Raw genomic sequence first — 13947 nt, forward strand, 5'->3', positions numbered from 1 at the left:
ATGACTCCTCCTCTTGTATGTGGTAATTCCTGTGTGCTTTTTGTTTGCACTTTAAGTATGACAGGTAAATCCACGCTTTACAAGCGAAGGGGTCATTTCATATTGTCTATTCACAGAAACCACCAAAGGATTCTCTGCAAATGCAAGCATACCGCCGACATATAGACTTTCCTTTCCCAGCTTAGCTACCTTCTCACTTCATTCGTTTTCCCTATCCAGAATTTATCAATAAAATATTTTGAAAGTATTCCGAAATGGAAATATTTATTTGACTTCCTCCGTATTATATTCTATAATGGGAACAGACAAAAATGTGGAGGTGAATTCATTGGTAGAACGAAAAGAATATCTTGACCAATTGATCCAGTGGAAGGATGAACAGGTCATTAAGGTGGTAACCGGGATTCGCCGGTGCGGAAAATCCACCCTTCTGACGCAGTACCAGTCCTGGTTAAAAGACAGCGGTATTTCTGAGAATCAGATTATATCGGTCAACTTTGAAGAGCTGGAATATGAGGAGTTGCTGGACTATAAGAAGCTGTATGAATATTTGAAAGCACGGCTGGTGTCTGGCGCAAAGACTTATATCTTTCTGGATGAAATTCAGAAGGTTCCCGCTTTCGAAAAGGTCGTAGATAGTCTGTATGTCAAACCGGATGTTGATATTTATATCACTGGTTCCAATGCTTATATGCTCTCCGGCGACCTTGCGACCCTTTTGACCGGACGGTATGTAGAGATTAAAATGTTGCCGCTTTCATTCCGGGAATTTCTCTCTATTACAGAACTGGAAAAGGAGCGCGGGTTTGCCGAATATCTGAAAATAGGAGGCTTGCCTTATCTGGCGGTGATGGATCGTACCCCCCAAAAGGTAGAAACTTATTTGGAAGGCATCTACAACACCGTGATTGTCAGGGACATTGAAGACCGGCAGGCAAGAAAGGAATCTGACCCATCCAAGCGGAAGATCACCGACATCGCTCTTTTGAAGTCCATCGCAAAATATCTTGCCAGCGTGGTGGGCAGCCCCATCTCGATTCGAAGCATTACCGACTATCTGATCTCCAGCGGCAGAAAGATATCGCCCAATACAGTCAATGACTATGTGGAGGCGCTGACGGAATCCTTTATCTTCTACTCGGCAGACCGATTTGATATTGTCGGCAAACAGCTTTTGAAGGTCAACAAGAAGATGTATATCGTTGACCTGGGGCTTCGCAACCACATCCTGCCGCGGAGGAACTATGATCTCGGGTTTTCTTTGGAGAGCATTGTTTACTTTGAACTCCTGCGCCGAGGCTATAAAGTGATGATTGGCAAGGTTGGAAACACCGAGGTAGACTTTGTTGCAGAAAAGCAGGGTGCATACACCTATGTTCAGGTCACTGCAGATATGACTGCAGAGGAAACTTTTGAGCGGGAAATGCGGCCGCTGACGCTCATCCGTGATAACTACGAAAAGCTCATCCTCACAGCCGACCATCTGACACTTGGAAACTATAATGGCATTCAGGTCAAGAATCTGGTTGACTGGCTGCTTGGGCTGGATCAATAAAACCTGATAAGATAGTATACCGGGCGGTCCCCTCGTTTGAGGGGACTGTTTTTTTACCCGGCCTGCAGCACCAGTGCAATCCCATGCAGGACATAGTCCACACAGGGAATCGCAACGCTGTTGCCCAAAGCTTTGTATCGGGCGGAATCTGATGCACAAGGAATATCTGTCCATCCATCCGGGAAGCCTTGCAGTCGCTCACACTCCAATGGTGTCAAGCGGCGGATGAGCTGTCCGCACCGAGGAACAGAGCATCCGTTTCTGTTTTTTCCAATGCGGCTATCCGTATCCATCACGAGATCCGTAGCATCCTTGTGCTGTCTGGCGCTCTGGGTACTGGCTATTGCTCCATCCTTGAATACATCCACCCGCTGGCGGCTGAACACAGCATGATGATCGGTGGCGGTCAGGGTATAGGCGATATCCGGTTGATAGCCAAGACCATTGCCTCCGTTCTGAGGCTGTCGGTCGATGGCATTTCCTGCAATGCAGAAAACAGGTTCCTGCTCTACAAGAGGCACATTGTTGCCTCCGGTACCCATACGGGCAGACATGGTGGGAGCTACCTTGTAGGGGCCTTTGTACCGTGCGTCAATCCCGTGGTTTTCATAAAGTTCCGGTTCCTTTCTCTGTTCCGGGGCAATGACCAAAGGTGTATTACCGCCACCCTCACCAAAGGCTGAGGTCACCGTTTGAGCTGTATCGCCTGCCAGTTTATATCGGCTGTCCTGCCCATGCACATCAATGACCACAGGCTGATGCCCATGTTCCTGGGCACGAAGCGTTCCGGATACATCATAGCTGCATTCCATAACATCACCGCCCTGGTCGTTCAAGCAGATCAGCGGCTGATGACCACCCATTTGCGCACGCAAGGTCATGGAAAAGCCTTCGGTTACATCCATACGCTGTCCGCCTTGGTCATTCAGACAGAGAATGGACGGCATACAGTTGCCGCTGGCACTGCCTTTCAAGGTTGGGGCAAGTTCTTCGCTGTAACCTATGCTGCCGGCCGTGGCGCCGGCTCCCGCAGAAAATCCGGCAGTCAGGACACAAGGGTACCCCTGACCGGCTTGCCCGCCACCGGTACTCAGAGAGGTATGGCTGTCAGGTGTCAGAAAACAGTCGCCGTTTCCCTTGGACACCACACCTTCTGCAATAAAGGTCTGCTGTTTCATACCCGGCTGTGCGCCAAGTGCGCCTGCCACATCATGAAGATCCCGCACTTCGTCAAGCTGATTGGCGGCAAAGGCCATGGGATGCAGCAGTCCGTTCCGGCCGGTGGACATCCCGCAGTTCACTCCCAGCGTTGCAGAAACATCGCCGGTCAAATCACCATTATATCCGTCAAAACCTTCTGTTTCACCTTCATCCCTCTGATTGATATGGCATGCCTCCAGTAATGTGGCCTTGCCGTCCGGCTGAATGATACCAGACTGGATTTCCAACGCTCGTTTCAGCTTTTCCGGAAGTTCTTTTCCACGTTCAGCTGCTCTACGCAGAATACCCAGGCAGGCTTTCCGGGTCAAATAGTATTTTGGGGGCGGATCTTCCTGCAAAATCTGTGACAAGGAAGATACGCTTTCTTCTCTGGGGGACACCCCAGTATTGAGCGTCAAGGCATCGCCACGCCAGGGAGAAATCAGTTCCCAATACGATTCGCCCAGCAGATTCCCAGCGCCCGGTGTCAGGTCGAGGGACTGAAACACCACTGACTTTAATTCGGACGATCTCCTCGAGGACAATCCGGAAATCTTCGCCCTTGGGTGTGCCGCTGGAGAAGGCTCCGGGTACATTATGAACAGAAATCAATTATGTGTAGTACCTCCTAAAAGCAGTGAAACAGAGCAAAAAAGCCCTGTTTCACTGCACATAATATTTGGATTTAGCCAAGCGAGGACAGCCACTCAATCAACTCCGTATCCTGTTCCCAATGAGATGCCTTTGGAAGATCAAGATGAGCTGTCGCTTTCTCCAAAGCAGCTCGCTTGGCCTCGTTATCTGCTCTGGCGTAGACCTCAGTGGTAGAGATGTCCGCATGCCCCAGATAATCTTTAATAAAAACGGGATTAACATTTGCCTGTACCATATGCATGGCTTTTGTGTGGCGGAAAACATGAGGAGAGATTTTGGTAGGTATTCCTGTATCAGTTTCCCGTGCCATATCTGCATATTTCCGGACAATGTACGTAATTCCGGAACGGGTCAGTTTGTGCCTGCTTCCATTCCAAAACAGCGGCATATCTGGATTGCGCCGCACATCAATATGGTTTTCAGCAAAGTAACTGCGCAACAATTCGGTAGTCTGTTTCATAAGGGGCACAGTACGGATCTTCCCGCCTTTTCCATGCAGAGTGATCACTGCTGGAAAATCCAATCGCACATCTCGCATACAAATATCCACAAGTTCACTAACACGGGCTGCAGTGTCATACAAAACAGTTAGCAGAACGAGATGCCTCCGTCCTTTAGCTGTGGAGGTGTCTGGCATGGATAATAGATGCTTCAATTTTTCTGGCGTTAAATACTGCGCTGGAGGAGCAGGAGATACCATGCTCGGAATATTGGAGATCAAAATGCACTGCTCCATATATGCCGGTTCTTCAGTCATAACATAAGCAAAAAAAGCGTGGATAGCACAAAGCCGCTGGTTATAGGTGGATGGAGAGGAACCTCTGGTGTTGGTCAGCCATAGAAGAAAGTCCTCTATGCACTTTTTGTCCAGCTTGGCCAGATTCAGTTTTGCAATATTTAAGCCTTTCTCGTCTCTACAAAAAATCAGGAGAAGTTTAAACGTATCTCGGTAAGAACGGATGGTGTTGCTGCTCAGGTTTCTCTGGACAGGTAGGTAGTGTGTAAGGTACTGCGTCAAAAATCTGGAGAAGTCAGATGTTTTCATCGGACACCTCCATCTGAGGAATAAGCCCCCCAAATTGTACTTCCAGTTTGGCAACGATATCCGGGTACATTTGCGCCGTCAATTGGAGATATTTTTGTGTGCCAGTCAGCCCGTTGTGTCCAAGATAGCGTGAGAGTACAGGCAAAGCAGCAGTGAGATCCTCACCTGAAAGCACCCAGTTGTTCAAGCAGTGTACTGCAAAGGTGTGCCGGATATCATGAAGCCGTGGACCTTTTCCTGGACCATTATAAGGAATCCCTGCCATTCTGAGAAGCTGGTGGAATTGAGTTTGCAGCCAACTGTTTCCATACCTCCCACCATTGCTGCGAGGGCTTGAACTGGGAAAAATCAATGAATCGGAAAATTGTGGTGGGAACATTTCCAGATATTGAGTCAGGGCCTCCGAAACCGAATCGGAAAATGGTACCAAACGGTTTTTGTGAAATTTTGTGTCTAATATGGTAAACACATTTTCTTTGAGATCCACATCGCACATACGGAGTTTAAGTAATTCGGAAGTCCGCAGCCCACAATTGAATAAGATACGGAAGATAACAGGGATCTGGTGCTTTCGAGCAGGGTTCTGCTCTGCAAATGGTGTATGATCTGCGGCAATCAACATTTGCTCAATTTCATCGTCCGTAAAAATATAGGCTCTAAAATTACGGTTTTCTTTTGGAAGAGATTTAGGGGGGATTTTGTATGCAGTATATCCTTTGCGGATCACGAAATCGAGGAATCCATTGATTGCGCTAACATCTCTGAGGATGGTATTGGTTTGCACATTTAATCTGTTTCCGATATGGTTTAGAACATATTCTTTTGTAAATGAGATCACTCCATCATCAGGCTCAGCGAAATCCCGGAGGAAGCGCCGGATACAGCCTTCATCCGTTTTCAGGCTGAATCCGAGAGCATGTCGTTCTGCCATATACTGCTCCAACAGTATTTTTGAAGTCATACCAATCTCCTCCATTCCCCATAAGACAACGCGCACTTACGCAAGGCCGGAAGATCCACCTTGGTGTATACGGAAGTCGTTTTGGGGCTGTTGTGCCCAAGAATATTGGAGATCGTCATCAGCGGTGTGCCATCATACAAAAGACTGCTTGCCAGAGTATGACGCAGTGAATGGGCTGCTTTGCGTTTCTTTACTGTCATGCCCGCGTATTTCATGTATCGCTTGAGGTTTTCAGAAAGAGATGTGCTGGACTGGAATTCTCCGTAAGGATGGATATGGCGGATAAACACATTATCACATTCGGAATCCAGTCGCCCATTTTTCAGATAGTCAATGATGGCATCGCCAATTACGGGGAGCAGAGGCAGTGTATTAACCTTTTGTGTTTTTTGCTGTGTATAGGTGATCAGCTTCTGGTGCCAGTCCAGATTTTTGAATTTCAATGCGCAGATGTCTCCCGCCCTCATACCAAGAAGGATTGCCAGAAGAAGCATCGCATAATCTCTTTTTCCAATCGCATTGCTACGGTCAATAACGGACAACAACTGCCGCACTTCTTCTGGGCTCCATGTTTCGGGGATATTTTCTTCAACGTAGATTTTGGGCCTTGGAACACTTGGAGATAAGTCATCGTCCGATATCCCATTTTCATGTAGATATCGGAAGAAATCACGCAAAACACTGCTGAATACATGGATCGTTGCGCGATGGTAGCGGCACAGTGTGGTCATAAATTCCGAAATGTCTGCAGCGGTTAGTTCTGAAAGTTCTATTCCACGCCCATCCAGAAAACAGAAAAATTGCCGCATCTTTGTCCGCTTGACACGGATAGTACCAGCAGAACTTTTATTTCTGTGGCACCATGCAAGGTATTCTTCCAGTAAACCGATATATTGCCGTGGCACGGTGTAGTCATGATGGCTGTATCGCAGTGCATACCCAAATTGAAAAATGTCATCTAAAAAACGAATCGAACAGCGTGTGTCCAGTTGCTGCTTGGTCAGTTTTGCGGTGGGGTCACCGATGTCCAAACCATAACGGTATTGGAAATATTGTGGTCCTGTTTCTGTGTCGTAGGCGGTGATCTCGTTTTCTCTGCAAAAATTGGAGAAGTTTCGGAACTCCTTGCTATGCCGACTGAGGGTTGACGATTTGAAGTCCAGACGGATCAACTCCATATTTGCCGCGTTCATCAAGTCGATGATTGGAACTGCCTTTCTGCTGTGCATAGTTTGCCTCCTTTATATTGTGATGCTCACAGTATAAAGGGAAATTATGCGCAGCGTCTTTCTAATCCTCAAAGAAATCTCAATATTTTGGAAGGAGGTCTTTTCATAATTGCTTACAACTCATAATGTTCCTTATGCACTTCAACGCATAAGGCACGTTCTCCCACACCATGAATCGAGGTCGAATATCGACATCTGTTCTACCTCGTAATCTATCTGCATATCTCATCTCCTTTACGATGCGTACCTGCTCCATAAAAAGGCCGGAGCGTTCACCGGCAAGTCCGGCTCTCGCTCCAGCCACAGAAAGATCCTGGCATGGACTGCCCCCGCAGATAATATCCACGGGCGGCAGATTGGCTCCATGCAGCTTTGTAATATCCCCCACATGGACCATATCCGGAAACCGGAAATGAGTCACTTCCATGGGAAAGGTTTCGATCTCACTTGCCCACACAGGGACAATATCATTATGTATAGCAGCAAGCGGAAACCCGCCGATCCCATCAAACAGACTTCCCATCGTCAGCAGGCTCATTTTGACACCGCCTGCACAACGGTTCTTGTGGTATTCACCGCCGCCTGGGCAGTATATACGGCGGACATGATATTGGCTCTGGTGGTAGTGTCCAGACCGAAGGTTCCGGCGATGCGGGGGATCTCACCGGCAGACAGCATCAGGCCAAGTCCCAGCAAGGCATGATCTTTAAATACCATCAGCCCTGCGATCAGGATTGTGGATTGCAAAAAGGCGGTCAGACACAAGCCGATGATCTGCTTGCACCATTGGATAAATCCATCGGTAAAGCTGCGGGGTACACTAAACATATACAGGCTTCCCACAGCAATTTGGATGAGTAGGATTCCACCTCGTTTCAGATTTGCAAAGAATACTTTAATGACGGCATAGGCCATCAGGATGATGCAGAAGAGGAGCATGATGGGACTGGTAATGGATGCAAATCCAAAATACGAGCCGGGGGCCATTTCTGTCAGCGACTCTACTCCATTAAGTGTGCCAACAATTTCAGATGCTACCTCCCCAATGGATGTGCCATATCCGGTGATCCCCGCAGTCATCTGGCTTTGCAGGGTCACGGATAATTCATAGAGCCGCACTGGAACGACAGTAAACAGGCTGACCGCCATAAACCCTTTGATGGCCCCCAATGCGACTTCTTTGACATTGCCTCTGCCAGAGGAATATTCTATGCCGCATTCAAAGCAGGCCACCACCAGCCCTGTATCTGAAAAAGTGAGGTTGGTATCTGTGAGCGGCAAGAGAGTAGATGGAAAGTCTAAGCCCAAAATGAAGAAGCGTACCAAATTTACGATCTTGGCGGTGGTAAACCTCACTTGGTACACCGTGGTCGTGTTGATCGCAAACTTCTTTGACCACACTGTTGCCCCGGAGCTGACGGTAGGTTGGTTTGCCGCTTGGACTGCCGAGCTTGCCTTACTCTATGGTATCAAGGTGAAGGAGAAACCTTCCGATGAAAGTCAGGGGTGATTGTGTGCAAGTGCTGAGAGAAGTGACGCTGGACAAGCTCATTAACCTGTATGAAGGTATCGTTGTCCATGACCGCAAGCAGCTCATTGAGTGGAAAGACCATTGCGGTATTCCTCTCTATGAGATGAAGCAGCGGACATTGGCTCAGGATAAAATGATCTTGGGTGCGTTGAAGTGCGCCAAGGCCAACGGCTATTCTGGCGAAGAATAAAAAAGGACACTCCCTACCGTTATGGTAAGGAGTGTCTTCTTGTTTGAACGAATACCGTTCCCCATACAATGAAGGGTTCGGATATGCGCTCAATGGTGGAGGCGGGGGGAGTTGAACCCCCGTCCGAAAACGTTTTGACAGGAACTTCTCCGGGCGCAGACGGTTTATTGGAATTCCCTTCCCAAAGCGCGAGCCGTCACGCTCAGAGGGTTGGTAGCTTCATAATTCATGGTACGCTCAAAGCTTTGCGCACGCACGGTCCCCACTAAAATGACGCCCCGAACCGGCTCGTGGGCCTTCCGGCCGGGACGGTCACGGGCTAATTAGGCCGCGACGAGTTCGTAATCGTTGTTGTTCTTTAATTTATAAAGAATGCCCGTTTTAAGGTGGTCAGGCGCCACCGCCCGCTATTCCTGCCTCCGCGTCCCCGTCGAAACCGGTACGCCCCCTCGTCGTCGGAGCAAGCTCCATATCCCTCGCTTCGCCGCCGTGTGGGAGAAGAGACAGGCGCTTCCCCTCCCCGCTCCGGGCAGGGGAACACGCCAATTTTTGATTTACACCTTCTCAGGGTCGGGATAATCCACCCCGAAGGTCTCCACAGTCATGGACTTGATGCGCTGATCCTCCAGCGGCTTATCCATATAGTTCCGCTTGGCATTCACGATGGCGTCGGCCACATCCATGCCCTCGATGACCTTGCCAAAGGAGGCATACTGGCCATCCAGGTGGGGAGCCTCCTCCACCATGATGAAAAACTGGCTGCCGGCGGAGTTGGGGCTCATGGCACGGGCCATGGACAGCACACCCCGGTCGTGCTTCAGGTCGTTCTGAAAGCCGTTGCCGGTGAACTCACCCTTGATGGTATAGCCCGGGCCGCCCATGCCGGTGCCCTGGGGGCAGCCGCCCTGGATCATAAAGCCGGGGATCACGCGGTGGAAAATCAACCCGTCATAGAAGCCGGACTTGACCAGGCTCACAAAGTTGTTGACCGTATTGGGCGCCACCTCAGGATAGAGCTCGGCCACCATCTTTCCGCCGTTCTCCATCTCGATGGTCACGATGGGATTCTGAGCCATGGGAAAACACTCCTTTCAAATCGGGGCGCAGAACATCATCCCGCCCCATGTCGCTTTTTTAATAACGGCTGCGGTCCTTCCGGGCCCGGTCCATCTCCCGCTTGGCGTCCCGGGCGGCGGCGGCATCCCGCTTGTCGTAAAGTTTCTTACCTTTGCACAGGCCGACTTCCAGCTTGATGCGGGGGCCCTTGAAATAAACCGACAGAGGCACCAGTGCGTAGCCATCCTGCTTGACCTTGGCGAAGAGCCGCAGGATCTCCCGCTTGTGCATGAGCAGCCGGCGGGGTCGCAGGGGGTCCCGGTTGAAGATATTCCCCTTCTCATAGGGGCTCACGTGCATGCCGTGGACCACCATCTGTCCGTCCTTGATGATGCAGAAGGCGTCCTTCAGATTCACGTTGCCCATACGGATGGACTTAACTTCGGTGCCGCACAGCTCAATGCCGGCCTCGTATTTGTCCTCCACGAAATAGTCATGATAGGCCTTCCGATTGGAGGCGATGAGTTTGACCGGGGCGTGATCCATGGCGCGCCTCCTTTCTCAGGGCTGGAAGATGATTATACCACACTTCAGGGCGATTTAAAAGCAGAACTTTGCCCCGGCTGGCTTTTTTCCGGCCGGGGCAAGGCTGTTTCCCACTCAGAAATCGCAGCGGACGATGCACTCCAGGGTCTTGCCGTCCACGGTGCAAGTGATGGTGGTATTGCCGCGCCCCACGGCAGTGACAGTACCATCGCCGGATATGGTGGCCACCGAGGTGTTGCCGATGTGCCAGGTGGGGGTAGAGGATGTGCCGGACACCTTCATCTGGAATTTTTCCCCGGCGCTCTGGAGGGTAAAGTCGGTGCGGTTGAGGCTCAGGGAACCGGTACTGGTGGTGGAACCGGAGGAGCTGCCGGCGTTGGAGAAGCTGCACCGCACGGTGCAGGTCTGGGTGGTGCCGTCTCCCATGGTGGCCGTGATGACGGTGCTGCCGTTCTTGGTGCCGTGGGAGACCAAGCCGGTATCGTCCACGGTGGCCACATCGGGATCGCTGCTGCTCCAGGTGATGGTGCCGGTGGCACCGTCAGGCTGGAAGGTGACGGTGAGCCGCACCGGGTCGGGATAGCTGTCATTCATGGTGAAGTCTTCCCGGTTCAGAGTAAATCCGGTGGCCGTCTGCCCGGCGGGAATGGTGGGCTCCGGCTCACTGGTGGTCTGGGGGGCATCGGTGGTCTCGGGTGCAGTGCTGCCCTCGGGGAGGGCGCTGTCAGTGGGCACCGGAGTGGTCTCCTCCACGCCCTGGGTGGTGGTCACAGGCGCGGTGTCCACCGGCTGCTGGTTCATCTCGCCCCGGTTCACCAGGGGCATGATCTGGGTCACCACGATCCAGATGGCGGCCACGATGATGACCAGAGGCACCACCGTGCCCACGATGCGCAGCGGCGTCCAGGGTTCCCCTCGCCGTCCGCCGGCCAGCCGGCGGCCCCCTCGTCCCTCCCGGGACTCCTCCTCTTCCATATCATCCAGGTGTTCCCCGGAGTGACGCTTCTCCTCTTCTGCTTTCTCGTCGCAAAAGGGGCAGCGCTTATATGTTACGGAATAGTCCTCACCGCAGTTCGGACAGCGGATGACCGCTGATCGGGTGCCGGTGCTACGCTTGTTGGCCATGTATGTGATCCCCCTTGGTCTTTCTCTGGTAATATGTCATGTATATAGTACATGTTTCGATGGAAATCGTCAACCTTGCGTTGGAAGAAATAATGGATTGTTTACAATTTTATGTTAACCAAATATCCTTGACCGGACTGCTGGACATGCATATAATATAGTATTATGGATTTTTCCCGTTGGGGATGAGAAAGGATGTGTCGGCGTGAAGGAGGCCATGACAACCCAGGCCATGCACAAACAGTACAGCGATGGGGTGACCGCCTTCCGGCAGCACATCGCCAACCCGGCCATGCGGCAGATGTTCAACGCCGGCGCCGACGAATTCCTCCGCCAGTGCGCCCTGGGCGTCTGGCAGGCCGACGGCGGCGCCGTCACTCCCCAGCATGTGGAGTGGTACAACGCTATCTACTGCAAAGGCAATCCTGTCCCCTCCGCCCTCTTTTGGGAGCTGAGCACCGCCGTGGCTGAATACCCCGGCTTCCAGGCCCCCGCCTTTTTCCGCAAAATGATGGACTACGACAAGGCCTACCACCAGACCACCGCCCGGCGGTTCGTAGACCTGATGACCCTGATGCTCCTTCTCTTTGCCGCCGTAGACGGGGCGGTGAGCGACCGGGAGGCCGGTTTCGTCAACGCCTGTGCCGACGCCCTCACTGCCCTGTGCGATTCGGACGGTCTGGCCGGTGACCGGCCCCGCACCGATGCCGGGGATTTCGTCACCCGCCGGGGAAGCAACCCCTCCCCCGCCCCTGCCGCCGCCAAGCCCGGACCGGAGACCGCTTCCGAGAAGGAGACGGCCCAGCCCCCGGAAAAGTTGGAGGACCTGTTGGCCGAACTGGACAGCCTGTGCGGTCTGGAGAAGGTAAAGCGGGACGTAAAAAGCCTCATCAATTTAGTGAAAGTACGCAAGCTCCGGGAGGCGCAGGGCCTGCCCGTGCCCCCCATGTCCCTCCATTTGGTCTTTATGGGCAACCCGGGTACTGGAAAGACCACCGTGGCTCGTCTGCTGGCCCGGATCTACCACACCATCGGCGTCCTGCCCAAGGGACAGCTGGTGGAGGTGGACCGCTCCGGTCTGGTGGCCGGCTTCGTGGGCCAGACCGCCATCAAGACCAGCGAGGTCATTCAGAAGGCCCTGGGGGGCGTTCTCTTCATCGACGAGGCCTACGCTCTCTCCAGCCACGACAACGCCAACGACTTCGGCCGGGAGGCCATCGAAACCCTCCTCAAGGCCATGGAGGACCACCGCTCCGACCTCATTGTCATCGTGGCCGGCTACACCGCCCTCATGGGCGATTTCATCCACGCCAACCCCGGTCTGGAGAGCCGCTTCAACAAGTACTTCTATTTTGATGACTACAACGGCGAGCAGCTTTTCTCTATTTTCCAGTCCATGTGTGAAAAGAATGGCTATACACTAAGCAATGACGGGTCAAAATATTGCAAATCGTATTTAAATTCCCTCTATGAAGAGCGAGACGAGAACTTCGGCAACGCCCGGGACGTGCGCAACCTCTTTGAGCGGGCGGTGGCTCGTCAGGCCGACCGTGTGGCCGGTCTGGAATCTCCCACCCGGGAGCAGCTCATGGAGCTGACCACAGCCGACCTGAAAGAGTCGGAGACGGAGGGCAATCCATAAGTCTCGCGGCTTTACAAAATCTTTTCAAAAAAAATTTTTAAAACCCCTTTACAAATCCCCTGCAAAGTGGTATAGTATGGGCAGTTCAGAAAACAATAATGATTCCTATTAGCGAATATATACAAATTCTTTGACTGGAGGACTTTGATTTATGAAGAAGTTTGTTTGCACCGTCTGTGGTTATGTGTACGAGGGCGACGCCGCTCCCGAGAAGTGCCCTGTGTGCGGCGCTCCCGCTGAGAAGTTCAAGGAGCAGGCCGGCGAGAAGACCTGGGCTGCCGAGCACGTGGTGGGCGTGGCCCAGGGCTCTCCCGAGGAGATCATGCAGGGTCTGCGCGAGAACTTCCAGGGCGAGTGCACCGAGGTCGGTATGTACCTGGCTATGGCCCGTGTGGCTCACCGTGAGGGCTATCCCGAGATCGGCCTGTACTGGGAGAAGGCCGCCTATGAGGAGGCTGAGCACGCCGCCAAGTTCGCCGAGCTGCTGGGTGAGGTCGTGACCGACTCCACCAAGAAGAACCTGGAGATGCGCGTGGACGCCGAGAACGGCGCTACCGCCGGCAAGTTCGAGCTGGCTAAGCTGGCCAAGCAGCACAACCTGGACGCCATCCACGACACCGTCCACGAGATGGCCCGCGACGAGGCTCGTCACGGCAAGGCTTTCGAAGGCCTGCTGAAGCGTTACTTCAACAAGTAAGAAAGTCTGTATATCCGTGCTGGAGCCAGTCTCGGTAATGGCGAAAAGCCAATGATTTCAGCGGTTTTCGGCACAAAAGATACGCAGTAACAGAAATGCGGTTCACAGGTAAGTGTGAGCCGCATTTTTGCGTCTATATGCTGGCCCGGCAAAATCCGTGGGCTGTTTGTGGGCTGTCCACTCGATACCGAGGGATTTTCTGCCCACAGCCCACAAAAATGCCGAAAAACCTAGACGCCATGCGGGTTTGCGATCACTTCACCCAACTAAAATCCGTGGGCTGTTTTTTTGCCGTCATTCTATTCGGCTGATATACTCTCATTAGAAAATCAATTCAAAGGAGAGAAAACGGCATGAAAGGAAGCGTGCGAAAAAGGTACAACAATGCGTGGTCTTACCGCATTGATTTAGGGAATCTCTGATTTAATCCGCACTACCATAAAGGCTCCGGATGTGGGATAATAACACTATCAACGCAATGGTGGTGTATGGGGATGAAGAAACAGGAAACATTTA

At 52.1% G+C, this 13947-nt stretch carries 12 protein-coding genes, 1 other RNA gene and 2 pseudogenes; 5 read left to right on the forward strand and 10 right to left on the reverse strand.

The genetic code is table 11. The features are described from left to right. Nucleotides 1-328: 328 nt before the first annotated feature. A complete protein-coding gene (locus tag ACTNBK_RS15035) occupies nt 329-1555 on the forward strand; it encodes an ATP-binding protein (protein WP_441147341.1) in 1227 nt (408 codons plus the stop codon). Between the two features lie 53 nt (nt 1556-1608). On the opposite strand, the gene ACTNBK_RS15040 is transcribed toward ACTNBK_RS15035, so the two are convergent. The 6 genes and pseudogenes from ACTNBK_RS15040 to ACTNBK_RS15065 form a co-directional block, all read right to left on the reverse strand. Then, on the reverse strand, nt 1609-3126 hold the full coding sequence (locus ACTNBK_RS15040; RefSeq protein ID WP_441147342.1) for a DNA cytosine methyltransferase: 1518 nt from the start codon (nt 3124-3126) through the stop codon (nt 1609-1611). A gap of 314 nt (nt 3127-3440) precedes the next feature. Further along, entirely contained in the window at nt 3441-4454 is a 1014-nt protein-coding gene (locus ACTNBK_RS15045) for a site-specific integrase (RefSeq protein ID WP_441147344.1), read from the reverse strand. Further along, the gene (locus ACTNBK_RS15050) at nt 4441-5385 is read right to left on the reverse strand and encodes a tyrosine-type recombinase/integrase (protein WP_441147346.1); all 945 of its coding nucleotides are present in this window, start codon (nt 5383-5385) and stop codon (nt 4441-4443) included. Before ACTNBK_RS15050 ends, ACTNBK_RS15045 begins: the two co-directional genes overlap by 14 nt. Nucleotides 5386-5411: 26 nt before the next feature. Beyond that, nucleotides 5412-6644 carry a site-specific integrase gene (locus ACTNBK_RS15055; protein ID WP_441147347.1) on the reverse strand — a complete coding sequence of 411 codons (1233 nt, stop codon included), beginning with the start codon at nt 6642-6644 and terminating at the stop codon, nt 5412-5414. Nucleotides 6645-6789: 145 nt separating this feature from the next. Further along, nucleotides 6790-7176, reverse strand: a pseudogene (locus tag ACTNBK_RS15060) (DNA cytosine methyltransferase); the annotation flags it as partial. Between the two features lie 2 nt (nt 7177-7178). Continuing rightward, nucleotides 7179-7889, reverse strand: a pseudogene (locus tag ACTNBK_RS15065) (conjugal transfer protein TrbL family protein); the annotation flags it as partial. On the opposite strand from ACTNBK_RS15065, the gene ACTNBK_RS15070 reads away from it, so the two are divergent. Together ACTNBK_RS15070 and ACTNBK_RS15075 are read left to right on the forward strand one after the other, a co-directional pair. Continuing rightward, nucleotides 7855-8154 carry a hypothetical protein gene (locus tag ACTNBK_RS15070; protein WP_441147359.1) on the forward strand — a complete coding sequence of 100 codons (300 nt, stop codon included), beginning with the start codon at nt 7855-7857 and terminating at the stop codon, nt 8152-8154. The pseudogene ACTNBK_RS15065 and the gene ACTNBK_RS15070 sit on opposite strands and share 35 nt — an antisense overlap. A gap of 10 nt (nt 8155-8164) precedes the next feature. Further along, on the forward strand, nt 8165-8365 hold the full coding sequence (locus ACTNBK_RS15075; RefSeq protein WP_441147349.1) for a hypothetical protein: 201 nt from the start codon (nt 8165-8167) through the stop codon (nt 8363-8365). A 93-nt stretch (nt 8366-8458) separates the two neighbouring features. Here the strand turns inward: ACTNBK_RS15075 and ssrA are convergent. The 4 genes from ssrA to ACTNBK_RS15095 form a co-directional block, all read right to left on the reverse strand. Next, nucleotides 8459-8814: a transfer-messenger RNA gene (gene ssrA / locus ACTNBK_RS15080) on the reverse strand. 105 nt (nt 8815-8919) lie between these two features. Further along, complete coding sequence (locus ACTNBK_RS15085) at nt 8920-9441, reverse strand: peptidylprolyl isomerase (RefSeq protein WP_441147351.1); 522 nt, start codon at nt 9439-9441, stop codon at nt 8920-8922. A 58-nt stretch (nt 9442-9499) separates the two neighbouring features. Further along, nucleotides 9500-9967 (reverse strand): SsrA-binding protein SmpB, encoded by a 468-nt coding sequence (gene smpB / locus ACTNBK_RS15090; RefSeq protein ID WP_130850573.1) that lies wholly within the window; start codon nt 9965-9967, stop codon nt 9500-9502. Nucleotides 9968-10081: 114 nt separating this feature from the next. Further along, nucleotides 10082-11092 (reverse strand): Ig-like domain-containing protein, encoded by a 1011-nt coding sequence (locus tag ACTNBK_RS15095; RefSeq protein WP_441147353.1) that lies wholly within the window; start codon nt 11090-11092, stop codon nt 10082-10084. A gap of 205 nt (nt 11093-11297) precedes the next feature. Here ACTNBK_RS15095 and ACTNBK_RS15100 point away from each other — a divergent pair, with 205 nt between their 5' ends. Continuing rightward, entirely contained in the window at nt 11298-12734 is a 1437-nt protein-coding gene (locus ACTNBK_RS15100; RefSeq protein ID WP_441147355.1) for an AAA family ATPase, read from the forward strand. Nucleotides 12735-12885: 151 nt separating this feature from the next. Further along, nucleotides 12886-13431 carry an NADH peroxidase gene (locus tag ACTNBK_RS15105; RefSeq protein ID WP_441147357.1) on the forward strand — a complete coding sequence of 182 codons (546 nt, stop codon included), beginning with the start codon at nt 12886-12888 and terminating at the stop codon, nt 13429-13431. Nucleotides 13432-13947 lie beyond the last annotated feature (516 nt).

This window comes from Intestinimonas sp. HCP28S3_D6, assembly GCF_052065695.1.
Taxonomy (GTDB): domain Bacteria; phylum Bacillota; class Clostridia; order Oscillospirales; family Oscillospiraceae; genus Intestinimonas.